Raw genomic sequence first — 24,549 nt, 5'->3', positions numbered from 1 at the left:
TTTTTTCTTTTATAATTTAATTGCACTTTCTAATGCTAATTCTACCATTTGGTAAAAATTATTTTGCCGCTCAGCTGCTGTTGTCACAGCATCAGTAATAAAGGAATCAGAAATTGTTAATAATATTGCTGCATTTTTCTTTAATGCTAAGGCATTTGCAAACAAAGCAAATGCTTCCATTTCAACACATACTGTCTTATACTTGGCTTTAATTTTTTTCAATCATCATCATTTTTACGATAAAAAACATCAGATGAATGAACAATTCCAGGAAAAGTTTTAATTTGTTTTGCTTTTGCAACTCCTTCAATTGTTGCAAAAAGATGTTGTGAAGAATTTAAAACATCATCTTCTATTCCTGCTACAATTCTAGCATAATTATTTTCGCCATAAGCTGTTGTTGCGTTAACAATATCATAAATCTTTAGTGCAGCATCATAACTACCTGCTGAACCAATTCGAATAATATTATCAACATTATAAAATTTAAATAATTCATATGAATAAATTCCAATGCTAGGACATCCCATTCCACTTCCAGCAATTGTAATTGTTTTATTTTTATAAGTTCCGGTGTACATAAACATATTTCGAATTTCATTCACTAATTTTATATTTTCGAGAAAAGTTTCCGCAATAAACTTTGCTCGTAATGGATCTCCGGGCATTAAAACTGTTTCAGCAATTTCTTCTTGTTTAGCATTGATATGTGGTGTCATTTTCATTCCCTCTTAACATTTTTTATATTTAATTTATATTGTACTATAAAAAAAAAAAAAAGAACATTAGTTCCTTTAATTTTAACAATATTTTTTAAAATTTTATTACTTTTAATCCGATTTTCTAAATATTGGTGCTCTTTATTAATAAATAAAAGCGCTTTAATTAAATTATCATTTCAATATATTAATGGTAATAAAGAAGAAATAAAAATTTCATTTTTTCATATAAAGTTGAAGAAACAACAGTATGCATAATATCAGTATATTTTGATAAATCCGAATTATATTTTGATGTAACACCAATTACATTTACCCCATTATTTTTGGCTTCCTTAGCTGCTGCTATTACAGCCATTGTTTTTCATTCTAAACTTACACAGATTAATAAATCATCTGGTTGTATCAAACTGGCACGAGTAATAATATTATTTTCATTTTCTACCAACAAACTACAAGTAAAGCCAAAACTAAATAAACGGGTAGCTAGTTCTTTTACTGCTAAAGATGAAATTCCTAAACCAGCTAAATAAATTCCTTTCGCTTTTTTTAATAAGGTAACTGTGTTTAAAAACTTAACATCATCAAAAGTTTGTTGATTACGCTCTAGCATATCTTGATAATATAAAAAAATACTTTCTGTTTTATCTAAATGCAAATTATTGGTTTCTAAACGTTCTTGTTCTGCAACTATTGCAATAATAAAATCACGATAACCAATAAAGCCTAACTTTTTAATTAAAGAATAAATTGGTGAATAACCGATTCCAGTCGCTTTTGATAAACCTTCAATTTTAAGGTTTCAAATATTATGAATATTTTCACGAATATAGTTTGCAATTTTAATTTCTTTTTTTTTTTTTTTTTGTGCAAGTTCCTTGAATCATTGATAATTTTGAGAGAATTAAAATATTATCCATTGTTTTAATAATTTCAACGATTATCTTGTTGAGCCATTACAAAATCTTTATCAACAATATCTGATGACCAGACTTTATTAATTAAATCATCAGTAAAATACATTCAAGGTAATAATTTATTAACATAAATTTTATAATCATTTACTCGTTGATTTGGGGTTGAAATAATATGCGACCAATTTGCTAATTTAACTGCTTTTGACATATCTTTCCCAGAAATTACTACAATCGTTACTCCTTTTTCTTTTGCAATTGTTAATGCTTTGTTAACTGCTTCATTATTACCAAATAATGAATAAGCTAGAATTAAATCATTTTTATTCATAATCCGAGAACGAACCATTAAGTCTTCTTCATTTTCATTTAGATTAAAAGCATTAAAACCAAAACGATATAATTCTAGCGCTAATGTTTGTGACAATGCATTTGTTGAACTCATCCCAATTACAAAAATTCGATATGCTTTTTTAATTGCATTAATTGTTTGATTCATCTTTTCATTATCAATCATCGTATCATTTTGATTAAGAATATCAAAATATGTTTTCTTCATTAGACTCTCCATATTTTCAAAATTTAATGATTTAATTTCAATATCAGCAGCAATCGCAATTAAAAAGTCTCGATAACCATTAATCTGCATTTTTCGTAACAAACCATATATTGCACTATAACCAGTATTTACTTGTTGTGCTAAAACTTCAATATTCATTGTTGTTACTTCCTTCATATTTTCTTTAATATATTTAATAATTTCATTTTCTTTTTTAGTAAAATTCTTTGAATCGAATGTTTCTAATTTTGATAAAAATGATGCCATTTTATCTAATCTCCTTTTATGTTATTTTCCAGTAGTTCTTGTGCTGCTAAGCGAGCAATCATTGCAGCATTATCAGTACAATATTCTAATTTTGGAATAACTATTTTTAAATTTGGTGTTGCTAAATTTAAAATTGCTGCTCGTAATGCGCTATTAGCTGAAACTCCACCGACTAACGTAACCATTTGAGGCTGAAAATTTTGAATTGCTAATTTTGTTTTTCGCATAATAATATCAACACATGTTTTTTGAAATGTCGCACAAAAATTAGACAAGTTAATTTTAGTATTACGTTGTTCTTTTGCAATTAAATTAGCTACAGCTGATTTTAATCCGCTAAAAGAGAAATTATAACTTTGTTCATTTAATGATAGTGGTAAGTGATATTGTGTTGTTGTTCCTGTCGCTGCAAGCTTATCAATAACAGGTCCGCCCGGATACCCTAAGTCCAGCATTCGAGCAACCTTATCATAACATTCACCAATTGCATCATCCAATGTTGAGCCTAAAATTTCAAAATTCAAATGTTTTTTCATTAATATTAACTGAGTATGGCCACCACTAACTAGCACTGCTAAAAGAGGAAATAAAAAATCATTATCGATTGCACTAGCATAGATATGACCATATAAATGGTTTAAAGGTAAAATTGGAATTTCTAAATAATTAGACAATGTTTCTGCTATTGTTTTCCCAATATGTAGTGCTCCAATTAAACCAGGTTTTGCTGTGTATGCAATGTATTGTAATTCTGTTATATGAATATTAGCTTTTTGCAAAGCTTCAAGTAGAACATAAGAAAAGTTTTTTAAATGTAACCGCGAAGCAAGTTCTGGCACAACTCCACCGTATTTTGTATGTTCCTTAATTTGTGATGAAATAATATTTGCTAAAATTTTTCCATTCTTAAAAATAGCAATACTAGTTTCGTCACAGCTTGTCTCAATTGCAAGAATTACCATTTCATCCACCTCCTCATTATTATATAATAATTTTTCCTTAAAAAAATACTAAGAAAGAAACAAGTAACAAAAATATACAAAAAAATAATAGATAAATCTATTATTTTTTAATTTTTGTATATTTAATAAAATTACCCTAAATAACCTTGTTATCCTTCATTACTTTTTCAATCCCTGCAATTGCAGCGTCTTCATCAGAACCACTTGCAACAATTTTTACTTCTGCACCTTGATGAATTCCCAATGCAATAATAGTCATGATTGATTTTAAGTTACCAGTTTTTCCTCCTGAGAAAATAGTAATATCTGACTGGTATTTTCCTGCTTCTCCTACAATTAATGCCGCTGGACGTGCATGCATCCCAACAGGATCAGTGATAACAGCTTTAAATGATGCCATTAGATTTCCTCCTTTAAAATATACTAACTCATTATATCAAAAAAAACAAAAATAAGTATATTATCCCTTAACAATTTTTTATGTTTTTAAATAAAAATTTCAAATATTTGGTATTGTTATTTTCTTTTATGATTCCACTTTTTTAATTGCTTGACTATCTGCTGAAATAATCTTGACATTATAAGGATGCGGAAAAACAATTTGGACATTTTGCGCAATAATTTTAACAACAACTCCAATTCCAAATAATTCATGACTAACCATATCTTTTACTTTTCATGGATTAGTTTTAAAAGCTGATTCAATGTTTTTATTAAGATTAAAGACAGTTCTTGATTGTTTTTCACTTTGATTATTATAAAAAATAGTAATTGACTTTGGCTTACTAAACAATCTTTCGCTATTAACTTTTTCATAAAAATCGTTATCTAACTCTTTAATAAATCGTGATTCAAAGCGTTCATTACCTGTAATATATGAATAACCATCAGCATAACTAATAAACAACAATTCTTCTGCTCTTGTAATGGCAACGTATAAGGTTCGACGCTCTTCTTCTAATTGTTCAGTTCCCATTTTAATAGCTTGTGTTGTTGGAAAGATTCCTTCATTTAAACCAACAATAAAAACAACCTTTTTTTCTAATCCCTTTGCATTATGAATTGTCATTAAAGAAATAGTATTATCAGTTAAATTATCACTATCACTATCAGTTTGTAATGAAATTAATTGTAAATATTCACTTAATAATTCTGTTCCTGCTAATTCCTTATTTTGCTGATCAAATTTACCAACTGACGCAATTAATTCTAAAATATTTTCTTCTCGTTCTTCTTCATAGTTATCTCGTAAACGCTGCAAATAACCTGTTTTATCTAAGAGAAGAACTAATAAACTTTCAACTGATTTAGCAGTTGGTAATTGTGCTAATGCTAGGACAATTGCTTTTCGCACTTTATTTAAACTATGTTGAAGATTTAATGGCAATAAATCAAAATGTTGCTCTAGTAATGTTGTAAACATTATTTGTTGCTCTTTTAATATTTGCATAATTTGTTCAAATGCTTTTGGACCAATTTTTGGTGTTAACAACAAAATCCGTTCAATGGCTAAAGAATCATTATTCATAATTATTTTTAAAAAAGCAAGTGCATCTTTAATTTCTTTTCGTTCATAAAATTTAAAAGCCCCAAAAATACGATATGAAAGACCATAATCAGCAAGGGCCGTTTCTAAATCACGTGATAAGTAATTGGCACGATATAAAATTAAAATATCATTATAAGCATAATTTTCTTCTTTAATTAAAGTTTTAATTTTACGAGCTACAAAATCACTTTCATCACTACTATTAGCACCGTGATATAAAATTGGTAATTGCCCTGAAGTTTTGATAGTAAATAAATCTTTTTCAATCCGATTTTTATTATGAATAATCAAATTATTAGCTAATGATAAAATGCTTTGTGTTGACCGATAGTTTTCATTTAAAACAATTGTTTGTGTATGCGGAAAATATTTATCAAAATTTAAAATTAAATTAATTTTTGCTCCCCGTCACGAATAAATTGTTTGATCAGGGTCCCCAACAATAGTAATATTGTGATTATCACCGACTAATCATTTAATAATATCAAATTGCAATTCATTGGTATCTTGAAATTCATCAACTAAAAAATAATCAAAACGATTTTGTCATTTTTTTAATACTTCCCCATTATTTTTAAATAACTTATATGTTAATAAAATTAAATCATTAAAATCAACGCTATTTATCTCTCGTAAACGTTTTTCATAAGTGTCATAAACTTCTGCTCATCGCATTTCATCACCATTTGCTGATGCTTTTGCACTATTAGGGCTAATAAAGTCATTTTTTCATTTCGAAATAAAATTTTTTACCATTTTTGCTTCTTGTGCATCATATTTCATAGGTAATGTTTTATAAATATTACGAATGATACTATCTTGGTTTGCCATATCAATAATATTAAAATAACGATCATAATTTAAATGAATAATATCTTCTCGTAAAATACGAGCACATAGGGCATGATAAGTTGCAATCATACAACGCTGGCCACTATTTCCAATCATCTCAACAATACGGGCTCTCATTTCATTAGTAGCTTTATTAGTAAATGTAACAGTACAAATGCGTCATGGTTGCAAATTAGCATATTTAATTAAATATGCTAATTTGTTAGTAATAATGCGTGTTTTACCACTTCCAGCTCCAGCAATAATTCGCACTGGTCCAGTAATTCTTAAAACAGCTTCGCGTTGATTTGGATTTAAACTTTCAATAAATTCATTGACCATGATATTCTGCCTTTCTTTACAAACAATTACATTTTACCCTATAATTCATCAATTTCTTTTAAAATTTCATCAGAAATATTTCCTGGTTGGTTTTCTTGTAAATGAATATGTTTTGTTTTTCTTGTTATTAATTCTTTTGGTATTGTTGGTTCTTTTTTAGGAATTGGTTTTTTCTTGACAGTAAATAAATGAAAATGACGATCAAATAAAATTTGATGATTTGGATTTAACACTAAACCAAAAATTAAACCAAGGTATCATAAAAAATAAATTGTTGTGATAGTTCGAATAATAATTAATGCAATTGGATTTTTATTAGTTGTCCGAAACAAATCACTTAAACTAACTTCAAAAATTAAATTTAAACTTAAATTTGTCAATAAAACAACAAATCAAGGTAAAAATGTAATAAATAATTCACGGGTAAAAATAACTGCTAACTTTAATTTTGCCTCACTCGTAACTAATTTAATTTGAAAACAAAATTTTCCAATTGTTTTACCATCTCAAAAATAAGGAATAAGAACAAAATAAAGAAAGAAAAGAACAAAAGTAACAGCAATAACTAAAATAGGCGTTCAAATTGTTCGAGCTTGATCTCAATACTTCATCGTTAAAGTTAATACTAAGGGAATTAAACTCGTTAAAATAATATCAAAGAAACGAACAAAAATCACACGAACTGGACGCGCTAATTGATGAAGCTGATATTCTTCTTCTGGTTTTGACATCATCGTAGCAGCTGAATTTTTATTGTTTGCTAATTCTTGCATTATTTATTTTGTATTTTCCAGTTTTCAATGTTTAATAAAACCTTTAATATCAGCAACAATCATTTTAAATTGTGGTTCTTTTACATTTTTAAGATATTTATTTTTCATAAAACTTTTATAACGACGTTCTAATTTATTTTCGGCACTATGGATAGCTTTAATTGATAATCTTTTATTGTTTTGTAAACTAACAATTTCTAAAAATGTTACTAAGCAAAAGCGAATAAAAGCATACTCTAATTCTTCTTGATATTCACGATATAAATTTAAATCACGATATAAATTAAAAATATAAATTCATTGTTTAATTAAATCAAAAACACTATAATTGACAATTCCTAATTCATAATCAACTAGCACATCTTTAATTGCAACATATCCCCCAGTATAAACTAATGCGTTATAAATAAAGAAAGTATCAGTACGACGATAATCAAGTAATGTAATATTTTTTTGTAAAATAAGGTTTCGACGAAATATCTTTGTAAAAAATGAGCAATTAACATATGCTAACACTTCTTTATTAGTTTTAGGCGACAGTAAAACATTACATTTATTTCAAATTTCACTTTTTTCCTTTGAATTCGCATAATGTAACCTAAATTCAAGCATATCAACTTTTTTATGTTCAACTTGATATGTTTCAACTTTTTCTTTTAAAACTGCAACTGCTGTTTTATGAATTGTCTGTCCTTCATCAACAATCATAAAAAAATCTCCTTGTGCAATTGAAATAGCAGTATTAATACCATATGAAAAGCCTTGACTTCGTAAATTTGTAATTACTTGAATTTGTTTACCAATATTATTATAAAAGCATTCATTCATAAATTCTAAGAGTGGTGATTTTGGTTGGAATCCATTATCATTAATTAAAACAATTTCATAATCGTCACTTGTTTGTTCCTTAATTGATAGTAAAGTCTTCATTAATTTTGTCTGATTATTTTGTACTACAATAAGAAATGATAAAAACATTCTAATCCCCTCTCTCAATCAATTCTTGCCATAATTATAACATTTTATCTCTTTTTAGTATAATTATTATATTAGAAAAGTAAAATAATTTACAAGTTTAAAAAGAAGGGTTCATCAAATGACAAATGAAACATTACAAAAAATTTTGCAACAAAAAGAAATTACAACTGATGATAAAATAATATTTCGAACAATTTTTGATGTCTTGAGCACCTTATTTACTGATGAAAATTAGCTTTCAACTTTAACAAGTGGCTATAATATTAATCATTATCAACAAGTTTGATTTCCTAATATTGTTTCTCTCACCCCAAAAGCATTAGCAATTAAAAAAAAGATATGCGAATTATATGTCCGATGACTGAAATTATATTTATTATTTTAATGACACAAATGATCAGACAAAACAACAAAAATTAGGTGAAAAACAATTAGAACGTCAAACCCAATTAATTACTTTTGCAAAATTAAATGAAAAAAATTAGGTATTGGTTATCATTTTGTTGGTGTTTTTACATTTATTAGCTTTCTTGATAAAGATTACAAAACAATGATTTATCAAAAAATTAAAAATAGTTATCAACTTAATAAATAATTTAAAAAACCATACTAAGAAAGTATGGTTTTTTAAAATTGATAGTTATTATTTTTATTTGCTTTTGCTTCTAATCGTTGTTTTCTAATTAATTCTCGGGTCATTTTTTAACTCGGGCATAATCAAACGGATTTCGTTTTCCTGCTCCAGCTTTAATATGTTTGCCAAAAATATTAATTTTTCAAACTTAATTTCTTTGTTTAAATCGCATAATAGCTCCCTTCATGTTAAACATAAAGCCCTACTCATTTATGGTACACAATAATTACCAATTTTTCAATTCATTCACAAGAAAATTAAAAAATGGGTCAAATACTTTATTAAGGATTTGGTACGGTTATTATTTTTAAAAATAATTAAGTTAAAACTTCATATCCAGTCGGAGTAATTAAAATTGTATATTCAAAATGGGCACTACATAAGTTTAAAGCTGACACTGGCGTTCAATTATCATCTAACATTTTAATTGCTTTAGTTCCAATTTGAACCATTGGTTCAATACAAATCGTCATTCCAGCTTGTAAGCGCATTCCTACTCCTGCTGTTCCAACATTAGGAATCATTGGTTCTTCATGTAATTCACGCCCAATTCCATGGCCGGCAAATTCAGTTGGTAAGAAAAAACCTTCTCCTTCAACATATGTTTGAATTGTTTCACCAATATCACCAATTCGTACTCCTGGTTTCAAAATTGCGGTTGCTTTTGCTAATGCTGTTTCAGTGACAGTTAATAACTTCACATGTTCTGTTGTGCGCGGTTTTCTAACAATTACAGTAAAAGCACCATCACTATTATAACCTTCATATGAACAACCCGCATCAACAGAGACAAGGTCACCTTCCACAAATGGTGTATGATTTGGAATCCCATGGATTAAAACTTCATTTAAAGAAACACAAATGGCCGCGGGAAAACCATATAAACCTTTAAAATTTGGTTGGCAATTATTTGCTCGAATAATTTCTTCTGCGCGATGATTAAGTATTACGCCTGTTATTCCTGGTTTAATCATTGCTTTTAATTCTTGATGAATTTGTTTTAATGTTAAACAAGCTTTGCGCATATATTCAATTTCTTGGTCTGTTTTAATTGTAATCATAGTTAAATTCCTTTCAGATTTTATTTTATCATAAAAAGAAAAAAACTAACGACACAACAGTTAGTTTTTTTTGGTTAGACTAATTCAATAATCACCATCGGAGCATTATCTCCTTTACGATTATCTAATTTTAAAATGCGTGTATAACCACCATTACGAGTTTTATTTTTTTTGGCAATGCCATTAAATAATTTTTGTAATGCGGTTTCCTTTTCATTTGCCTCAATATCACGTAAAAAACTAGCAGCACGACGACGAGCATGTAAATCTTGTCGTTTTCCTAGTGTCACTAATTTATCAACATGACGGCGTAATTCTTTGGCGCGTGTTTCTGTTACTTCCAACCGTTCATTAATAATTAATTCGGTTGCTAAATTACGCATTAAGCCATTTCTTCATGCAGTATTTTTCCCTCTTTTTTGTTGGTATGACATCCTTTTTCACCTCTCTTAATCACGTCGAAAGTGTAAACCTAATTGGGCCACTTTATCTTTAATTTCTGTTAATGATTTTTTCCCTAAGTTTCTAATTTCTTGAATTTCATCTTCTGATTTTGAAACTAAATCACGTAAAATATCAATTTTTGCTCTTTTTAAACAATTTTGTGAACGTTGCGTAAACTCTAGTTCATCAATGCTACGATCTAATTCATCTTCTTCCGCTTCTGCTTCAGATGAAATAATTTGGGTTGCTTTAATTGCTTCATTCAAGTTAACAAAGAATTCTAAATGCTCAGTAATAACTTTTGCTGCCATTGCAACAGCGTTAACTGGCGTAATTGAACTATCAGTTTGAATTTCTAATTCTAATTTTTCTAAGTCAGCATTTTTCCCCACCTTTGTTGGTTCAACATTATATGCCACACGCTGAATTGGACAATAATTTGAATCAATTACAATTAAATCAGCATATTTCTTTTCTTTTTTATTATCTGTAAATGATTTATACCCACGTGAATTACGAGCATATAGCTCCAAGTCTAATTCTCCACCTTTAGCAATTGTTGCTAATAATAAATCACCATTAATAACTTCTACTCCAGTTGGGACAACTAAATCTCTTGCGTAAATTTCTCCTTCTTTTGAAGAAACTACTTTTAAAATTACTGATTCTCCATCTGGAATAATATCTTGATTAATTTTTAATACTAAATTTTTAATATTTAAAATTATTTTTGTAACATGTTCAACAACACCGGGAATAGCAGTAAATTCATGCGAGGCACCTTTAATTCGAACAGCAAAAACAGCGGCTCCTGGTGTTGCTGATAGTAATGTTCGACGTATCGCATTTCCTAATGTAACACCAAATCCTCGTTCTAACGGTTCAACTAAAAATTTTCCGTAATTATTGGCTTTATCTTCTGCTTGTAATTTAAATTCTGGTCTAATAAATTGTTTCATCGCCTAATCTTTCTCCTATCCTCTTGGTCTTTTTGGTGGACGTGCCCCATTGTGAGGAATTGGCGTTACATCTTTAATTGAAGTGATTTCTAATCCAATTGCTTGAATGCTCCGTACCGCAGCATCACGCCCTGGGCCTGGCCCTTTTACTTCAACTTGAACACTACTCATTCCGTGTTCTTGGCTTGCTTTTCCAGCTGCTTCAGCAACCATTTGGGCAGCATAAGGAGTTGACTTCTTACTTCCTTTAAAACCCATTGCTCCTGCTGATGCTCATGAAATGACATTACCCGCTTCATTAGAAAGGGTAACAATTGTATTATTGAAAGTTGAATGAATATGTGCAATTCCTTTTAGGACATTTTTTTTAACTTTTCTCTTATTCGTTTTTTTTCTAACAGCCATAATTGTTCTCCTTATCTACTATTTTTTCTTATTAGCAACTGTTTTACGTGGTCCTTTAACTGTTCGTGCATTTTGCTTTGACGACTGTCCGCGTGCTGGCAAACTTTTACGATGACGCATTCCACGATAACTACCAATTTCCATTAAACGTTTAATATTCAAGGCAACTTCACGTCGTAAGTCTCCTTCGGTTTTTAATTTTGCAATTTCATTTCTAATTGTTGTTAATTCATCTTCTGATAAATCTTTCACACGAATATCTTCTGATATTTTTGCTTCTTTTAAAATTTGTTGTGATTGTGGTTTTCCAATTCCATAAATATATGTTAACGCAATTACTACGCGCTTATCATTTGGAATATCTACTCCGCCAATACGTGCCATGTTCTTTTCCTCCCTTTTTAACCTTGTCGTTGTTTATGTTTTGGCTGTGAACAAATTATCATCACACGCCCTTTTCTTCTAATTACACGACATTTGTCGCAGATTTTTTTAACTGATGATCTTACTTTCATCGTGTATTCTCCTTTACCAAAATTTTTGTTATTTTGTTTATTTATGTCTAAAAACAATACGCCCACGTTCTAAGTCATAAGGTGACATTTCAACAACTACTGTATCGCCGGGTAAAATGCGAATGTAATTCATCCGGATTTTACCCGAAACGTGAGCTAAAATAGTTGCACCATTTTCTAATTGCACCTTAAACATTGTATTTGGTAATACTTCTAAAATTGTTCCTTGTACTTCTAATAAATCAGTTTTGGCCATTTTATCTATTACCTCCAATCTCCGTTATTTTAAAACTGCCATAATTTGGTCTCAGACAGCATTTCCTTCCATATCAGCATCAATAACGGTTAATACTTGCTGATTTAAATAATATTCAATTAACGGTGCAGTATCAGCATGATATGCCGCTAATCTAATTTTAATTTTTTCTTCATTATCATCTTTACGTTGTACTAATGGGGTTTGATCATCATCACAAACTCATGCCACTTTTGGGGGCACTGCTGTTTTTTGATATGTTCGTCCACAAGTTGGACAAGTTAAACGTCCCGTAATTCGTTCGATTAACTTTGCTTCATCAATTTCAAAATATAATGTATGATCAACCTTGCTATTTAGTTTTTGCAATAATTGATCTAATTTTTTTGCTTGCGCAATTGTGCGCGGAAAACCATCTCAAATTAAATCACCAGTTACTGTTTGTAAATGATTTTCAACCATTTGAATCATAATATCATCAGGAACTAATTTTCCCTGGTCAGCATACTGTTGACACAAAATACCTAATGGTGTGTTTTGCTTAATATTATCACGAATAATATCACCGGTTGAAATATGCGTAAAACCAAACTTTTTAACTAAATGGTCTGATTGGGTTCCTTTTCCACTACCAGGAGCTCCTAACAAAATAAAATTTCGCATTAACTTTCCTCTGGCTTTCTATCATAAATATGAATCTTTAGTATCATCCGTTAATTGTTGCAACTTTTTATCAATAAACGCTTGTTGCGTAATTCGTCCTTTAACTTGACGCATTGTTTCTAATGCGACTGATACCATAATAATTAATCCTGTTCCTCCAATTGCTAATGCACTTGGTAAAGCTGTTAATTTACTAATCACATAAGGTAAAATTGCAATTGCCGCCAAAAAGACTGACCCTAAAATACTTAAACGGTTAATTGTTCCCTTAATGTATTTTTCAGTTTCTTTCCCAGGGCGAACACCAGGAATAAAGGTTCCGGCCTTCTGAAAATTCTCAGCAATTTTTTCAGGATTCATTTGTACTTGTGAATATAAGAAAGTAAATAAAATTGTTAAAATTGCATAAATAATAATTCCTGGTCATGTACTAAACGATAAATAATTATTGGTAAATTGCACAAAACCATTATTTGGATTACTTACACTAATAATCTGTGCAACAGTAATTGGGGCTGAAATTAATGCCGAGGCAAAAATTACGGGAATAACTCCAGCGGAATTAATTTTTAATGGTAAGAAGGGGCGGGTTTCTTCATTTCCAGATACCAAACCACTTCCTGTTTGCTGAATTGGCAATTTCCGTTCTGATTCATTTAACATTACAACAAATAAAACCACTAATAAGAACATTACAACATACACTAAGAATTTTAAAATTCCATCAAATAATAAGTTAATGTCTTCTTGTCCTGAAATTCAGAATTTAAAAGTTGTTTGTAAATTATTTGGTAATTGCGCAACAATTCCAGCAAAAATAATTAATGAAACCCCATTACCAATCCCTCTAATTGTCATTTGATCTGCTAATCAAAGCATTAACATTGTTCCTGCAATTAAAGCGGTTGGAACTAATGTATAATAAAAGATTGAACTTCCCGTTCCAAAATCAGATGAATCTCATTTTGGAGAAATAATGCCTTGGTTTGCCATAGTAAAAATTGTGGCAATTACTTGCATAATTGCAAATGGAATTGTTAATCACTTTGTTAAGCGATCTAATTTTTTCCGCCCACGTTCTCCACTTTTTGCTCAGCGTGATAAAGGCGGAATTACATCAGTTGATAATAACTGTACAATAATCGAAGCAGTAATATATGGTGATACTCCTAAAGCTAAAATTGAAAACTTTCCAAGCGTTCCTCCTCCTAACATTGAAATCAAACTAAAGAACTGATCATTGTTTGATAAATCTTGAAAGTCAGGTGAAATTTTTACGCCTGGGACTGTTAAATAACTACCTAAACGAATTAAAACTAAAATTAATAAAGTAAAACAAATTCGTTTAATCAAATCTTTATTTTTAACAAAAAAGTTTGATGATTTAACAATGTCAACCTCGCGATTATGGCGAGTCATTTTTCTTTTTTTCGCTTTAGTTTTCACTATATTACCTCCACTTTTCCTCCAGCTTTTTCAATTGCTGTTTTTGCAGTTTGCGAAACTTTATTAACTTTAACATTAACACTCTTAGATATTGTACCATTACCTAAGATTTTAATTAATTCTTTTTCATTTTTTAGCACTTTTTTGGCAACTAATGTTTGATGGTTAATTTCATTCAATCCTAATTTTTCCAAATCACTTAAGTTTAATAAGACATATTTTTTGGTTGTTAAATTAGTAAAACCAACCTTTGGTAAACGACGGAAGATAGGAGTTTGTCCCCCTTCAAATCCAGGGCGAACACCACCACCGGTGCGAGCATTTTGCCCTTTATGTCCTTTACCAGCTGTTTTTCCTAATCCTGATGAAGTTCCTCGTCCTAGTCGTTTCTTACTATGACGAGCTCCATCAGTATACTGTAATCCGTTTAATTTCATTGTTCTGTCCTCTTATCCTTGTAACTCTTCTACGGTTTTACCACGTAATTTTGCAATTTGATCAATTGTTCGTAAATTACTTAAACCATCTAATGTTGCACGAATCATATTAATTGGGGTATTTGATCCTAATGATTTTGTATAAACATCTGCTAAACCTGCTAATTCAATCACAGCTCGGGCTGGTCCGCCAGCAATAACTCCTGTCCCTTTGCGAGCTGGTTTAATTAATACTTTTCCTGCTCCAAAATGACCAATAACTTCATGTGGAACAGTTGTTCCCACTAGTGGCACTTTTACTAATTGTTTTTTTGCCTCTTTAATTGCTTTTTTGATTGCATCAGGAACTTCGTTTGCTTTTCCAGTCCCAAAACCAACGCGACCTTTTTTATCACCAATCACAACAACTGCCGCAAAGCGGAAATGACGTCCTCCTTTTGTTACTTTAGTAACCCGACGAATTGTTACGACTTTTTCTTCAAACATATTTTCATCACCACGACGATCATTATTACGTTCAAAACGTTGATTGCCTTGCCGAAAATTATGTTGTGGTCCTTCTTTTTTTGCTGCTGGTTGAGCTGAGTTTCCTGTATTTGGTTTTAAATCTGTTTTATTCTCTGCCATATCTTCTTATTGCTCCTTTTAAAATTTCAGTCCTGCTTTACGAGCAGCCTCTGCAAATGCTTTTACTTTGCCATGGTATAAATATCCACCGCGATCAAATACTACCGTTGTAACTTTTTTATCAAGTGCTTTTTTTGCAATTTCAGCGCCAACTTTTTCTGCCGCTGCAATATTGCTTGTTGATTTTAAACCAGCCATTTTTAATGTTGAGGCTGCAACAATTGTTTTTTGCTTCACATCATCAATTAATTGAGCATAAAAATGCCCATTTGATTTAAACACATTTAAACGAGGAACAACTGTTGTACCATTAATTTTGGCGCGAACACGAAAATGTCTTCTTTTTCGTTTTGCACTACGACTTTGACTTTGTAAATTTGCCATTGTTGATATTCCTTTCTTCTGCTATTTACCAGCAGATTTTCCTTCTTTACGGATAATGTGTTCGTTTTTGTATTTAACTCCTTTACCTTTGTAAGGTTCTGGCTTACGATAATTTCTGATGTTTGCAGCTACTTCCCCAACTAATTGTTTTGAAATTCCTTCTACAATAATTTGTGTTGGTTTTGGAAGTGTAATTGTAATTCCTTGCGGAATTTTATATTCAATTGGATGAGAATATCCTAAACTTAACGTTAACTTATCACCAGCTAACGCCGCACGATACCCTACTCCATTAATTTCTAATTCTTTTTTGAAACCTTTGCTGACACCTTCTAACATTCCTTGAATTAAAGAATTAATTGTGCCATGTAATTGCTTACTATGTTTCACATCATTTGCTCTAGTTGTTGTCACAACACCTTCTTTGGCGGCAACAGTAATAACACTTGGAATTGCTTGTTCTAATTGTCCTTTTGCGCCTTTTGCAATAACATTATTTGGTTGAATTGTTACTTCAACACCAACTGGAATTTTTAGCTCTCTATTACCAATTCGAGACATTGTTTTACTCTCCTTTAAATATTTCTATCACACATAAGCAATAACTTCCCCACCTAAGTGAGCTTGTTTTGCTGCTTTGTCTGTCATAATTCCTTGGTTTGTTGAAATAATTGCAATTCCCATCCCATTTAAAACTTGAGGTACTTCTTCAACGGTTACATAAACTCTTAAACCTGGTTTTGAGATTCGTTTTAATCCTGAAATAACTTTTGTTTTACCTTTATATTTTAAAGTTAACGTTAAGTCTTTTTTAATATCTCCTGATACTTTAAAGTCTTCGACATAGCTTTCTTCTTTCAAAATCTCAGCAATTCTTACTTTCATTTTACTTGACGGCATTTTTACACTTTTGTGTAAACGTTGATTAGCATTGCGAATTCTTGTTAACATATCAGCGATTGTATCAATCATCATAATTAATTAGTCTCTCTTTCTATCATGAAGCTTTTCTAACCCCAGGAATTTGTCCTTTACTTGCTAAATTTCTAAAGCATAAACGACATAAATCAAATTTACGTAACACAGCATGAGGTCGTCCACAGTTTCCACATCGAGTATAACCTCTTACCTTGAATTTTGGATGGCATTGTTGTTTAACTTTTAATGATTTTTTGGCCATATCTTCTTTCCTCCTATTTTTTAAATGGCATTCCCATTTTGCTTAATAATGCTCGAGCATCAGCATCATTTGTTGCACTTGTGACAATTGTAATATCCATTCCCCGTACTCTTTTAACTTTATCATAGTCAATTTCAGGGAAAATAATTTGTTCTTTAATTCCTAAGGTATAATTTCCGCGCCCATCAAAGGCATCTTTATTAAGCCCACGGAAATCTCTTACTCGTGGTAAAGCAATGTTGATTAGTTTATCTAAAAACTGATACATTTTTTTCCCACGTAAAGTAACTTTTGCTCCAATTGGCATTCCTTCACGTAATTTAAAGGAAGCAATTGAACCTTTAGCTTTGGTAACAACTGGTCGTAACCCAGTTATTAATGCTAATTCATTTGTAATATCTTCAATTACTTTACTATTTTGTGTTGTATTCCCAGCTCCCATGTTAACAACAATTTTTTTAACAACAGGAACTTGCATTATTGATTGAAAACCTTGCTCTTTGAATAATTCTTTAACAATTGTATTCTTATATTTTTTTTCTAAATTAACATTCATTATTAATCATTATTCCTTTCTACGCTAAATGCGCTTTTGACTTACGAGCAATGCGAACTTTTTTACCATTATCAGCAATTTGATAACTAATTTTAGTAATTTCTTTTTTATTTTTTGGATCAATTAATGCAACATTTGAAATATGAACTGAAGCGAGAACTTGTTGAATTCCTCCTTCAGTGTTTTCTTGTGAAGGTTTCACATGTTTAATATTTGTAATTCCTTCAATTACCACACGACTTTTTTCACGTAAGACACGAATGATTGGACCTTCTGTTCCTTTATGTTTTCCGGCTATAACTTTCACTAAGTCACCTTTTTTAAATTTAACTTTATTCATAAATAGCCTCCTATAATACTTCTGGTGCTAATGATGCAATTTTTACAAAACCAGCATCTTTAACTTCCCGGGCGATTGGCCCAAAAATCCGTGTTCCACGTGGGTTTTTATCATCTTTAATTAATACTACAGCATTTTCTGAAAATTGAATTTGTGTTCCATCACTTCGTTTTAAACCACGGTTAGTACGCACGATAACCGCTTTAACAACTTGTCCTTTTTTGACAATTCCACCAGGGGTTGCTTTTTTAATTGTACATACAACGATATCCCCAATATTAGTAAACTTTCGTCATGAACCACCCAAATTTTTAATTACTAACACTTCTTTTGCCCCAGAGTTATCAGCAACTTTTAATCTTGATTCTTGTTGGATCATTTTTTTATTATCCTCTTCTTACTAACCAATTGCTTTTTCAATAACTTGAATTAGACGAAAGTGTTTAGTTTTTGATAAAGGACGCGTTTCCATAATGCTTACTTTATCTCCAATGTGGGCTTGATTTTGTTCATCATGTGCTAAATATTTTTTTGAATACTTTACACGTTTTTTATATAAGGGGTGATTTTTATATGTTTCAACTAAAACAGTAATTGTTTTTTCAGCTTTATCTGAAATAACACGTCCTTGTAAGACTTTACGACTATTTCTTTCCATTATTTTTTCCCTGTCCCTTTCTTAGTTGTTTTGTCATCGGCTTTTTTGTTGTTTTACCAGCGGTTAAGATTTTATCACGATTTTCTTTTCAATTTGTACCATAAGTATATTCTTTTGCGTTAGGGTCTTTTGTTTTTAATTCTAAATCAATTTTAACTCCTGAACCACGCTCTTTTGCAGTGCCACCCATCGCAACAGAACTTTTAATTGCTGCTAATTTTTCTTTTGCATTAAGTTCAGTTGTTTTTTTAGTTGTCTTAGTTGGCTCTGCTTTTTTTGTTCCTTTTGGTACTTCAATGTCTGCTTTAGCCGAAGTAACTGATTTAACAGTTACTATTGTTTTGTCGCTTGGTGTTGTTTTACTTTTTGCTGCTGGTTTCTTTGCCACAGCTTTTTCTTTAATTAAAGTTTTTAATGTTGCATCTTTATCAGTTTTAGTTTCTTGTACAACATCTTTTTTAGCCACTGAGGCTTTTTTCACAGCTGATGTAGCTGCTTTTCCAATTGTCGGTTTTTCTTCCCCAACAACTTTTTTCTTAGGAAATTCTTTCCCACCGGCTGGTTTCTTTGCCGCAGCTGGTGTTTTTTGTTCATCAAGAACATTTGCTTCTCCTATTGTTGAAACAACAGCTTCTTCTGTTAAGTCCATTGCGTCATTTAATGGTAAATCCATTAAACTTGGCATTTCTCCTTCAGCATCTTGTTGCTCAGCCATCATTTTCTCAATTTTTGCCTTGCGTTGTTTTGCAAATGCTTGTGATTCTTTTTCAATTTTCGCATATGTTTCATTTAAATTAACTTTAACATTAATTGCGGTGTTTTCCCCAGCATTTTTACGAGCAGATAAGATTGTTAAAATATGAGCAATTTGCTTTTTTAATTCCCCAATGCGATGTGGTTTTTCTAAATTCCCCATTGCTGATTGGAATCGTAACGCAAATAATTCAGCACGTGATTCTTCTTCTAGTTTTTTCAATTCTTCAACTGATTTTTTGGTTAAATCATTCATCTATTACTCTTCTCCTTTTTTAACAATCTTACATCTTACTGGTAATTTATGCATTGCTAATCGTAATGCTTCACGGGCAGTTTCTTCAGAAACACCTGCTACTTCAAACATGACCGTTCCTGTTTTAACAACTGCTACTCATTCTTCAGGTGAACCTTTTCCTGAACCCATTCGAACTTCTAATGGTTTTTTTGTTTTCGCCATATGAGGAAAAATTCTAATTCAAACTTTTCCTCAACGTTTCATATAACGTGTCATTGCAATCCGCGCTGCTTCAATTTGGCGGTTTGTAATTCACGCTCCATCTAATGATTTTAATCCAAATTCTCCAAAATCTACTTTCGTATTTCCTTTTGCTTTTCCTTCATATTTAATACGATGCGGACGACGATATTTTGTTCTTTTTGGTAATAACATTATTTTGCCTCCTTAGCAGCAGGGTGTGATTTTGGTCCTTGATCACGACGATTATTGTTTGAACGATTAAAGTCGCGTTTTTCAAACTTTGGTTTTTCATCACTTGTAGAAACTAATTCTTTGCTTAGGATTTCTCCCTTACAAATTCAAACTTTAACTCCAATTTGGCCATAGGTTGTTAAAGCTTCGGCTAAAGCATAATCAATATCACTACGTAAAGTTGCTAATGGTACGGTTCCTTCGGTATATCCTTCTGTTCGTGCCATATCTACACCACCTAAACGTCCTGAAACGGAAGTTTTAATTCCTTGTGCTCCAGCTTTCATTGCTTTTTTAATTGCTAATTTTTGAACACTTCTAAATGAAGCACGATTAACAATCTGTTCAGCAATGGTATTTGCCACTAATTGTGCATCAGTGTCTGGGTTTTTAATTTCAACAACATTAATTTTTACTTCTATTTTACGATCGCCAATTGTAACATGTACTAATTTTACTAATTTTGCGATGTTTTTTCCTTCTTGTCCTAAGACAACACCAACACGAGCAGTTCTAATAAAGATAACAATTTCTTTTTTTGTTCGTTCAATTTCAATTTTAGAAACACTTGCTCCTTTTAATTCTTTCATTAGAGCTTTTCTAATCTTGATATCTTGATGCAATCATTTGACATATTCTTGCTTTTCAGCGTATCATCTTGAATCTCACGTTTTAATAACTCCAACGCGTAATCCTGTTGGACTAACTTTTTGACCCATCTCTTGTTATCTTCCTTTCTTATTGTTGTCCATCACTAACAGTAACTGTGATGTGACTTGTTCTCTTCAATATTTCATATGCTCGCCCATGTGCACGCGGACGGAAACGTTTTAATGTTGGTCCTTCGTTAACGAAGATTTCTTTAATAAATAAGCGATCAGCATCCAATCCATTATTATTAACGGCATTTGCTACCGCTGATTTAACTAATTTTTGAACTGGAACTGATGATTTTTTGTTTGTGTTGTTAAGAATAACTATTGCGTCTCCCACTTTTTTATTCCGAATTAAATCGGTAACTAGTCTTACTTTTCGTGGCGATATTCTAATACTTCTTAAGTTTGCTCTTACATCCATTTATATAATACTCACTTTCTGAATTTAATTATTTTTTCTTCTTCTTATCATCGCCATGTCCACCAAATTTTCTTGTTGGTGAGAATTCTCCCAATTTATGACCAACCATATCTTCGGTAACATAAACTGGAATATGTTCTTTTCCATTGTGGACAGCAAAAGTATGACCAATAAATTCTGGGAAGATAACGCTTCTTCTTGATCAAGTTTTAACAACTTCTTTTTTATTCGCAGTATTCAATGCTTCAACTTTTTTTTGTAAATGTTTATCAACAAATGGCCCTTTTTTCAGACTTCGTGACATTGTTTTACCTCCTATATATAATCTCTCTAATTTTGATTTTTACTTTCAACTATTATTTGTCGGATTGACCCTAATTAGCAAGATTATTTAGTACGTCTTCTAACGATTAATTTAGTTGAAGCTTTTTTCTTGTTACGAGTTTTCACTCCTAATGCTTTTTTACCTCATGGTGTCATTGGTGCTTTTCGTCCAACCGGAGCTTTACCTTCTCCCCCACCATGGGGGTGATCATTTGGGTTCATAACTGACCCACGAACAGTTGGACGAATTCCACGTCAGCGGTTTCGTCCTGCTTTTCCTCAATTTACTAGGGCGTAGTCTTCGTTTCCAACTTCACCAACTGTTGCTCGACATTCTCCTAAAACTTTACGAACTTCACCTGATGTTAATCGAATTGTGACATATTTACCATCTTCATCTTTCCCTAATAATTGCACTGATGAACCAGCTGAACGAGCTAATTGTCCACCTTTGCCTGGACGTAATTCTAAATTATGTAGAACAGTCCCTTCTGGAATGTTTTTTAATTTCATGCAGTTTCCAACTTTAATATCTGTTTTTTCACCACTAACAATTTGCATTCCAACTTTGATGGTTTTTGGTGCTAAAATATATCTTTTTTCACCATCAACATAATTAACTAAACAAATAAAGGCATTACGATTTGGATCATATTCAATTGTTGCAATTTTTCCAATAATATTATCCTTATTACGTTTAAAGTCAATAATACGATATTTAACTTTGTGACCGCCACCTTTATGTCTTGTTGTAATAACTCCTTGGTTATTACGACCAGCATGTTTTTTCCGAGTTTCAATTAATGATTTTTCCGGGCGATCAGTTGTCAACACGGAATAATCTAATGACGTCATATTACGACGACTCGGTGTGACTGGTTTAAAACTCTTAATTGGCATTTTTATTTATCCTCCTATTTCGCCAATAAACAGTCCCAGATAGTGTATCCTGGAATTATTTATCTTCTCCTAATAAATCTAATTTCTCACCTGGTTTTAATTTAATAATTGCACGTTTTGTGTATGTTGTCTTTCCAACAAATTTTCCCATTTTCTTTTCTTTTGGGTCATAATTAATAACATTAACTTTTTCAACCTTTACTTCAAAGATTTTTTCAAAAGCTTTTTTAATTTGAACTTTATTTGCTGTACGCGCAACTTCAAAAGTATAAACCCCATTCGCCATATTACGATATGTTTTTTCTGATAAAATTGGTTTTTTTATGACATTTGTAATATGCATTATGCGTACACCTCCTCAATTGCTTTTATTGCTTGTTCTGTTACTAATAATTTGTTTGCATTTAATAAATCATATATATTAATCCCAGCTGATGTAATTATATTTACCTTTTCAATATTACGTGATGATTTAAAATTAACTTCATCACCTTCTGTGGTAATAATTAATAGTTTTTCACCATTAACTTTTAAATTATTTAAAACTTCAACCATTGCTTTTGTTGAAGGTTTGTCAATTCCAAATTGATCAATTATCATAATATTTTTATCTTGAACTTTCAGCGATAATGCAGATTTAATTGCTAATTTTCTAACTTTTTTATTAACATGTTTTAAATAATTTTTCTCTGGAGTTGGGCCAAAAACAATCCCTCCTCCTTTTCATTGCGGTGCTCTAATTGAACCTTGGCGAGCACGACCAGTTCCTTTTTGTCTTCAAGGTTTTCTTCCCCCACCAGATACTTCAGTTCTTGTCTTAGTTTTGTGTGTGCCTTGACGCATTGCGGCTTGTTGCGCAATAACAGCATCAAACATTGCTTGCTGATGTGGCTCAATTCCTCAAATGGCATCATTTACACTAATTTCTTTAACGCTTGTTCCCTTCGCATCAAGTACTTGTAATTTCATTTTAAAATTCCTTTCTACAAAACTATTCTGTCTTTGATGCTGGTGCATCAGTGACTGCTGTTGGCGTTGTATCAACTACTGCATCAACAACTCCTTCAACTGGTCTTTCTTCTTTTACTGTGGGCTCTGGTGTTTTTGTTTCAACAGTTCTTTTAACTAGTTCTGTTGGTGTATTTGGTTTTAAACCTTTAATTGCTTCTTTAATAACTACAAACTGTTTTTTTGGACCTGGAATTGAACCTTTTACCAATAAAGCATTTTTTTCAGTATCAATTGCAATAACTTCTAAATTTTGAATTGTTACTTTTTCGGTTCCCATATGTCCAGGCATTTTTTTAGATTTTAAAATCCGATTTGGGGCAATAGCTCCCATCGACCCAACACCACGGTGATAACCTGAACCATGTCCCATTGGTCCCCGTGAATAGTTATGTCTTTTAATTGAACCGGTAAATCCTTTCCCTTTTGAAGTTCCTGTAACATCAACGAATTCCCCAGCAGTAAAGATATCAGCTTTAATAATATCGCCAGGATTATAACCATCCATATTTCTGATTTCTTTAACGAAGCGCTTAGGTGTTGTATTCGCTTTTTTGAATTGTCCTTGGTCTGGTTTTGAAACCAAACTAATTCTTTTATCTTCGACAGCTAATTGAAGCGCTTGATAACCATTTTGTTCTTTTGTTAATACTCGTAAAACAACATTAGGTTCTACTTCAACTACTGTAACTGGTATTAATCTACCATCGGTAGCAAAAATTTGTGTCATACCATTTTTGCGTCCTAAGATTCCTTTCATTTCTTTCCTCCTTGAAAATACGTCATGTATATCTTGTCTATAAATTAAATTTAAGAATGGTTATTTATTTCATTTCAATTTCCACACCACTTGGCAACTGCACTCTTTTTAAAGTGTCAATTACCTTTGGACCATCAGGATTAATAATATCAATAATTCTTTTATGTGTTCTCATTTCAAATTGTTCTCTTGAATCTTTATATTTATGAGTTGCTCTTAAAATAGTAATGATATTACGATCAGTTGGTAAAGGGATTGGTCCCTTTACCTCTACTCCTGCTGCTTGAGCTGCTTCAATGATTTTTTTAATTGATTGATCAACCACACGGTGATCAAAACCTTTTAATTTAATTCTCATTTTAGTTTGAGCCATTACTTTTCCTCCTAATTTATTCATATTTTTTGTGTAAACATTGACAACGCCTATCAGTGTATCAGTGATAGACCACAAAAGATGTTCCCACAAAATATACATGCTTATTTATTTTATTGGATAATAGGCAATAATGCAAGTCTTTTTTAAGAAAAAAAATAAAATATTTTATTTTTTTTACTT

The 24,549-nt window shown here is 31.1% G+C and carries 38 protein-coding genes and 1 pseudogene; 2 read left to right on the top strand and 37 right to left on the bottom strand.

All coding sequences use genetic code 4. From position 1 onward, the window contains the following. Positions 1 to 9: 9 nt before the first annotated feature. From deoD to AACL22_RS10665, 8 genes and pseudogenes are all read right to left on the bottom strand, one after another. Positions 10 to 719: pseudogene (gene deoD / locus AACL22_RS10700) on the bottom strand (purine-nucleoside phosphorylase). Positions 720 to 906: 187 nt separating this feature from the next. Continuing rightward, positions 907 to 1,377: a MurR/RpiR family transcriptional regulator gene (locus AACL22_RS10695; protein WP_338992058.1), complete on the bottom strand. Its 471-nt coding sequence runs from the start codon at positions 1,375 to 1,377 to the stop codon at positions 907 to 909. A gap of 266 nt (positions 1,378 to 1,643) precedes the next feature. Continuing rightward, positions 1,644 to 2,459: a MurR/RpiR family transcriptional regulator gene (locus tag AACL22_RS10690; protein WP_338992056.1), complete on the bottom strand. Its 816-nt coding sequence runs from the start codon at positions 2,457 to 2,459 to the stop codon at positions 1,644 to 1,646. Positions 2,460 to 2,464: 5 nt separating this feature from the next. Then, a complete protein-coding gene (gene tsaD / locus AACL22_RS10685) occupies positions 2,465 to 3,421 on the bottom strand; it encodes a tRNA (adenosine(37)-N6)-threonylcarbamoyltransferase complex transferase subunit TsaD (protein ID WP_338992054.1) in 957 nt (318 codons plus the stop codon). A 136-nt stretch (positions 3,422 to 3,557) separates the two neighbouring features. Next, positions 3,558 to 3,821 (bottom strand): HPr family phosphocarrier protein, encoded by a 264-nt coding sequence (locus AACL22_RS10680; protein WP_338992052.1) that lies wholly within the window; start codon positions 3,819 to 3,821, stop codon positions 3,558 to 3,560. Between the two features lie 126 nt (positions 3,822 to 3,947). Further along, a complete protein-coding gene (locus AACL22_RS10675; protein WP_338992050.1) occupies positions 3,948 to 6,143 on the bottom strand; it encodes an ATP-dependent helicase in 2,196 nt (731 codons plus the stop codon). Between the two features lie 38 nt (positions 6,144 to 6,181). Next, positions 6,182 to 6,916 (bottom strand): RDD family protein, encoded by a 735-nt coding sequence (locus tag AACL22_RS10670; RefSeq protein ID WP_338992048.1) that lies wholly within the window; start codon positions 6,914 to 6,916, stop codon positions 6,182 to 6,184. 3 nt (positions 6,917 to 6,919) lie between these two features. Then, complete coding sequence (locus AACL22_RS10665; RefSeq protein ID WP_338992046.1) at positions 6,920 to 7,894, bottom strand: glycosyltransferase family 2 protein; 975 nt, start codon at positions 7,892 to 7,894, stop codon at positions 6,920 to 6,922. 350 nt (positions 7,895 to 8,244) lie between these two features. On the opposite strand from AACL22_RS10665, the gene AACL22_RS10660 reads away from it, so the two are divergent. Further along, positions 8,245 to 8,379, top strand: a complete 135-nt coding sequence (locus AACL22_RS10660; RefSeq protein ID WP_338992044.1) for a hypothetical protein — start codon at positions 8,245 to 8,247, stop codon at positions 8,377 to 8,379. Continuing rightward, on the top strand, positions 8,325 to 8,489 hold the full coding sequence (locus AACL22_RS10655) for a hypothetical protein (RefSeq protein ID WP_338993073.1): 165 nt from the start codon (positions 8,325 to 8,327) through the stop codon (positions 8,487 to 8,489). The genes AACL22_RS10660 and AACL22_RS10655 overlap by 55 nt, the downstream gene beginning before the upstream one ends. Positions 8,490 to 8,845: 356 nt before the next feature. On the opposite strand, the gene map is transcribed toward AACL22_RS10655, so the two are convergent. The 29 genes from map to rpsJ all read right to left on the bottom strand — a co-directional run bounded on the left by map (position 8,846) and on the right by rpsJ (position 24,366). Then, the gene (gene map, locus AACL22_RS10650) at positions 8,846 to 9,589 is read right to left on the bottom strand and encodes a type I methionyl aminopeptidase (RefSeq protein ID WP_338992042.1); all 744 of its coding nucleotides are present in this window, start codon (positions 9,587 to 9,589) and stop codon (positions 8,846 to 8,848) included. A gap of 74 nt (positions 9,590 to 9,663) precedes the next feature. Continuing rightward, positions 9,664 to 10,023 carry a 50S ribosomal protein L17 gene (gene rplQ / locus AACL22_RS10645; protein ID WP_338992040.1) on the bottom strand — a complete coding sequence of 120 codons (360 nt, stop codon included), beginning with the start codon at positions 10,021 to 10,023 and terminating at the stop codon, positions 9,664 to 9,666. A gap of 15 nt (positions 10,024 to 10,038) precedes the next feature. Further along, positions 10,039 to 10,992 carry a DNA-directed RNA polymerase subunit alpha gene (locus AACL22_RS10640; protein WP_338992038.1) on the bottom strand — a complete coding sequence of 318 codons (954 nt, stop codon included), beginning with the start codon at positions 10,990 to 10,992 and terminating at the stop codon, positions 10,039 to 10,041. Positions 10,993 to 11,007: 15 nt separating this feature from the next. Then, on the bottom strand, positions 11,008 to 11,397 hold the full coding sequence (gene rpsK / locus AACL22_RS10635) for a 30S ribosomal protein S11 (RefSeq protein ID WP_338992036.1): 390 nt from the start codon (positions 11,395 to 11,397) through the stop codon (positions 11,008 to 11,010). Positions 11,398 to 11,415: 18 nt separating this feature from the next. Further along, the gene (gene rpsM / locus AACL22_RS10630; RefSeq protein ID WP_004028448.1) at positions 11,416 to 11,781 is read right to left on the bottom strand and encodes a 30S ribosomal protein S13; all 366 of its coding nucleotides are present in this window, start codon (positions 11,779 to 11,781) and stop codon (positions 11,416 to 11,418) included. Positions 11,782 to 11,798: 17 nt separating this feature from the next. After that, complete coding sequence (gene rpmJ / locus AACL22_RS10625; protein ID WP_004028447.1) at positions 11,799 to 11,912, bottom strand: 50S ribosomal protein L36; 114 nt, start codon at positions 11,910 to 11,912, stop codon at positions 11,799 to 11,801. Between the two features lie 37 nt (positions 11,913 to 11,949). Then, entirely contained in the window at positions 11,950 to 12,168 is a 219-nt protein-coding gene (gene infA, locus AACL22_RS10620) for a translation initiation factor IF-1 (protein WP_004028446.1), read from the bottom strand. Positions 12,169 to 12,192: 24 nt separating this feature from the next. Then, positions 12,193 to 12,831 (bottom strand): adenylate kinase, encoded by a 639-nt coding sequence (locus AACL22_RS10615; protein WP_338992033.1) that lies wholly within the window; start codon positions 12,829 to 12,831, stop codon positions 12,193 to 12,195. Positions 12,832 to 12,849: 18 nt separating this feature from the next. Beyond that, positions 12,850 to 14,250 carry a preprotein translocase subunit SecY gene (gene secY / locus AACL22_RS10610; RefSeq protein WP_422397512.1) on the bottom strand — a complete coding sequence of 467 codons (1,401 nt, stop codon included), beginning with the start codon at positions 14,248 to 14,250 and terminating at the stop codon, positions 12,850 to 12,852. Between the two features lie 26 nt (positions 14,251 to 14,276). Continuing rightward, positions 14,277 to 14,714, bottom strand: coding sequence for a 50S ribosomal protein L15 (gene rplO, locus AACL22_RS10605; protein ID WP_053390521.1), 438 nt, complete (start codon positions 14,712 to 14,714; stop codon positions 14,277 to 14,279). A gap of 12 nt (positions 14,715 to 14,726) precedes the next feature. Continuing rightward, complete coding sequence (gene rpsE, locus AACL22_RS10600) at positions 14,727 to 15,341, bottom strand: 30S ribosomal protein S5 (protein WP_422397490.1); 615 nt, start codon at positions 15,339 to 15,341, stop codon at positions 14,727 to 14,729. 18 nt (positions 15,342 to 15,359) lie between these two features. Then, positions 15,360 to 15,725, bottom strand: coding sequence for a 50S ribosomal protein L18 (gene rplR / locus AACL22_RS10595; protein WP_338992026.1), 366 nt, complete (start codon positions 15,723 to 15,725; stop codon positions 15,360 to 15,362). Positions 15,726 to 15,746: 21 nt separating this feature from the next. Further along, the gene (gene rplF / locus AACL22_RS10590) at positions 15,747 to 16,286 is read right to left on the bottom strand and encodes a 50S ribosomal protein L6 (protein ID WP_338992024.1); all 540 of its coding nucleotides are present in this window, start codon (positions 16,284 to 16,286) and stop codon (positions 15,747 to 15,749) included. Positions 16,287 to 16,310: 24 nt separating this feature from the next. Next, on the bottom strand, positions 16,311 to 16,700 hold the full coding sequence (rpsH, locus tag AACL22_RS10585) for a 30S ribosomal protein S8 (protein ID WP_422397489.1): 390 nt from the start codon (positions 16,698 to 16,700) through the stop codon (positions 16,311 to 16,313). Positions 16,701 to 16,719: 19 nt separating this feature from the next. After that, entirely contained in the window at positions 16,720 to 16,905 is a 186-nt protein-coding gene (locus AACL22_RS10580) for a type Z 30S ribosomal protein S14 (protein WP_004028437.1), read from the bottom strand. A gap of 13 nt (positions 16,906 to 16,918) precedes the next feature. Further along, positions 16,919 to 17,461 carry a 50S ribosomal protein L5 gene (gene rplE, locus AACL22_RS10575; RefSeq protein WP_338992021.1) on the bottom strand — a complete coding sequence of 181 codons (543 nt, stop codon included), beginning with the start codon at positions 17,459 to 17,461 and terminating at the stop codon, positions 16,919 to 16,921. Between the two features lie 19 nt (positions 17,462 to 17,480). Further along, a complete protein-coding gene (rplX, locus tag AACL22_RS10570; protein WP_338992019.1) occupies positions 17,481 to 17,801 on the bottom strand; it encodes a 50S ribosomal protein L24 in 321 nt (106 codons plus the stop codon). Positions 17,802 to 17,811: 10 nt separating this feature from the next. After that, the gene (gene rplN, locus AACL22_RS10565) at positions 17,812 to 18,180 is read right to left on the bottom strand and encodes a 50S ribosomal protein L14 (RefSeq protein WP_338992017.1); all 369 of its coding nucleotides are present in this window, start codon (positions 18,178 to 18,180) and stop codon (positions 17,812 to 17,814) included. A gap of 21 nt (positions 18,181 to 18,201) precedes the next feature. Then, positions 18,202 to 18,462 carry a 30S ribosomal protein S17 gene (gene rpsQ / locus AACL22_RS10560; RefSeq protein WP_338993069.1) on the bottom strand — a complete coding sequence of 87 codons (261 nt, stop codon included), beginning with the start codon at positions 18,460 to 18,462 and terminating at the stop codon, positions 18,202 to 18,204. Then, positions 18,446 to 19,468: a 50S ribosomal protein L29 gene (gene rpmC, locus AACL22_RS13920; RefSeq protein ID WP_422397488.1), complete on the bottom strand. Its 1,023-nt coding sequence runs from the start codon at positions 19,466 to 19,468 to the stop codon at positions 18,446 to 18,448. Before rpmC ends, rpsQ begins: the two co-directional genes overlap by 17 nt. Positions 19,469 to 19,471: 3 nt before the next feature. Then, the gene (gene rplP / locus AACL22_RS10550; protein WP_004028429.1) at positions 19,472 to 19,885 is read right to left on the bottom strand and encodes a 50S ribosomal protein L16; all 414 of its coding nucleotides are present in this window, start codon (positions 19,883 to 19,885) and stop codon (positions 19,472 to 19,474) included. Beyond that, positions 19,885 to 20,643 (bottom strand): 30S ribosomal protein S3, encoded by a 759-nt coding sequence (gene rpsC / locus AACL22_RS10545; protein ID WP_338992013.1) that lies wholly within the window; start codon positions 20,641 to 20,643, stop codon positions 19,885 to 19,887. The genes rplP and rpsC overlap by 1 nt, the downstream gene beginning before the upstream one ends. 19 nt (positions 20,644 to 20,662) lie before the next feature. Continuing rightward, positions 20,663 to 21,001, bottom strand: coding sequence for a 50S ribosomal protein L22 (gene rplV, locus AACL22_RS10540; protein ID WP_004028427.1), 339 nt, complete (start codon positions 20,999 to 21,001; stop codon positions 20,663 to 20,665). Between the two features lie 28 nt (positions 21,002 to 21,029). Next, the gene (rpsS, locus tag AACL22_RS10535; protein WP_114564651.1) at positions 21,030 to 21,305 is read right to left on the bottom strand and encodes a 30S ribosomal protein S19; all 276 of its coding nucleotides are present in this window, start codon (positions 21,303 to 21,305) and stop codon (positions 21,030 to 21,032) included. Positions 21,306 to 21,388: 83 nt separating this feature from the next. Continuing rightward, on the bottom strand, positions 21,389 to 22,225 hold the full coding sequence (gene rplB / locus AACL22_RS10530; RefSeq protein WP_338992001.1) for a 50S ribosomal protein L2: 837 nt from the start codon (positions 22,223 to 22,225) through the stop codon (positions 21,389 to 21,391). Between the two features lie 55 nt (positions 22,226 to 22,280). Then, complete coding sequence (rplW, locus tag AACL22_RS10525) at positions 22,281 to 22,568, bottom strand: 50S ribosomal protein L23 (protein ID WP_338992000.1); 288 nt, start codon at positions 22,566 to 22,568, stop codon at positions 22,281 to 22,283. Next, positions 22,568 to 23,194, bottom strand: a complete 627-nt coding sequence (gene rplD / locus AACL22_RS10520; RefSeq protein WP_338991999.1) for a 50S ribosomal protein L4 — start codon at positions 23,192 to 23,194, stop codon at positions 22,568 to 22,570. Before rplD ends, rplW begins: the two co-directional genes overlap by 1 nt. 22 nt (positions 23,195 to 23,216) lie before the next feature. Further along, on the bottom strand, positions 23,217 to 23,993 hold the full coding sequence (gene rplC / locus AACL22_RS10515) for a 50S ribosomal protein L3 (RefSeq protein WP_338991998.1): 777 nt from the start codon (positions 23,991 to 23,993) through the stop codon (positions 23,217 to 23,219). Positions 23,994 to 24,057: 64 nt separating this feature from the next. Continuing rightward, positions 24,058 to 24,366 carry a 30S ribosomal protein S10 gene (rpsJ, locus tag AACL22_RS10510; protein ID WP_338991997.1) on the bottom strand — a complete coding sequence of 103 codons (309 nt, stop codon included), beginning with the start codon at positions 24,364 to 24,366 and terminating at the stop codon, positions 24,058 to 24,060. Between the last annotated feature and the right edge of the window lie 183 nt (positions 24,367 to 24,549).

Source organism: Spiroplasma endosymbiont of Seladonia tumulorum (assembly GCF_964020235.1).
In the GTDB taxonomy this organism is placed as follows: Bacteria; Bacillota_I; Bacilli_A; order Mycoplasmatales; family Mycoplasmataceae; genus Spiroplasma.
Note: the sequence above shows the minus strand (reverse complement) of the source record. Positions and strands in the feature narration are given on the sequence as shown.